Source organism: Longicatena sp. 210702-DFI.1.196 (genome assembly GCF_020563125.1).
GTDB lineage: Bacteria > Bacillota_I > Bacilli_A > Erysipelotrichales > Erysipelotrichaceae > Longicatena > Longicatena caecimuris.
Genome location: NZ_JAJCPX010000084.1, coordinates 1 through 1409, shown reverse-complemented (window position 1 = coordinate 1409; position 1409 = coordinate 1). Strand labels below are relative to the sequence as shown.

Below are 1409 nucleotides of genomic sequence, written 5' to 3'. Positions count from 1 at the left end.
TAAACTTTATATCTGATTTTTGATTATCCCTATAAATATTACACTTTCAAGCATTTCGAAGTATAGAAAAACACTCATTTTACCACGAATATACCACGATTGAACGAGCCTTGATATGACGATAAAATAGCACTAAAAAGACACCATTGACACATTGAAGTGGTGTCTTTTATTAATAAGCAGTCAATCCTAAGACTAACTGCTTTTGCAAAATAAAGGTAATCACTATTTTGTTTGTTTCTTTAGAATAATATAGCTTGCAATCACAACTACAAAGAATACTAACACGAAAACTAAAGTATGAAATATTCCTATCGGATAAGGTGCAATCCACCCTTCTAGTTTGAAAACCAATCCTGAAATATATCCTGTAATCATAGAAATAGGCATAAAAGCAACTCCGATTATATTAAGCCAATTTACATAAAAGGGGGATTTTTCTTCCGATAGTATTCTCGCTATAAAATATCCAACAATCCCTATAGCTTGAATAATCATTGAACCCCAAACTGCTTCCATTGTTTGTTCTGCATACCAATTACCAAATGCACAAAACAGCCCAATAGCAACAAAAGCTGTTGATGATATATAAAGTACCTTACTCGTAAGCTCTTTATTTTTTTGTTCTTTGTCTGCTACTGGTTCAATTCCCTTTAGGATATAGTCAGTTGTTACTCCAAAAAAATCACTCATTATAATTATTTTTTCTAAGTCAGGCGTACTTTGTTCACTTTCCCATTTGGAAACAGCCTGCCTTGAAACTCCAACTTTATCCGCAAGTTCCTCTTGTGATATTCCTTTTGATTTCCTTAAATATTGTATTCTGTCTGCCATATTCATTAGCTAACACTCCTTTCTTTCATGGTGTAATTTTAGCAATATTATCAGTTGCATAGCCACCATTTAGATATGGAAATATGTCAACTGGCAGTTGCAATGATGTTTTTTGACAAATCAGCAGAATATTCTTGCTTATAACGTAATTTAAACATATCCATATTATAACAGTTCCATATATCCGCCACAACAAAAATCAGCACACCCCCCTTGACATTTTTCTGTCTTGAAAAATACACACTTTTTCTTTCTTCCTCTTGATTACCAACCACAGAAAAGAAAAAGCCCTGTCAAGAGCCTTGCCACCATTGGTGGTGCTTTGCACTCTTTACTGGGCTTTTTGTTTGCTGTATCTTTCATTCAAGAGGAAAATTAAAGACCTCTGTTCCATTTCTCTTTCAGATAATCTTCATAGTCCGTTTCATCAAAATCTAACTGTGGCGAAGTGTCGGGAATGTTATTTCTGCTGTCTATGTCCGCAAGTTGACGGAATATCCAGTCATCATAAGGGTCATGGTATTTATACTCTTTGGGCTGTTCTCTGTATCGGTCTAACCCTCGCATTTCCTTAT

The 1409-nt window shown here is 34.6% G+C and carries 1 protein-coding gene and 1 pseudogene; both read right to left on the bottom strand.

Going from position 1 to position 1409, the window contains the following annotated elements:
- Positions 1-225 precede the first annotated feature (225 nt).
- Entirely contained in the window at positions 226-840 is a 615-nt protein-coding gene (locus tag LI241_RS15460; RefSeq protein ID WP_008393242.1) for a helix-turn-helix domain-containing protein, read from the bottom strand.
- A 369-nt stretch (positions 841-1209) separates the two neighbouring features.
- Positions 1210-1409 (bottom strand): annotated as a pseudogene (locus tag LI241_RS15455) (transcriptional regulator); the annotation flags it as partial.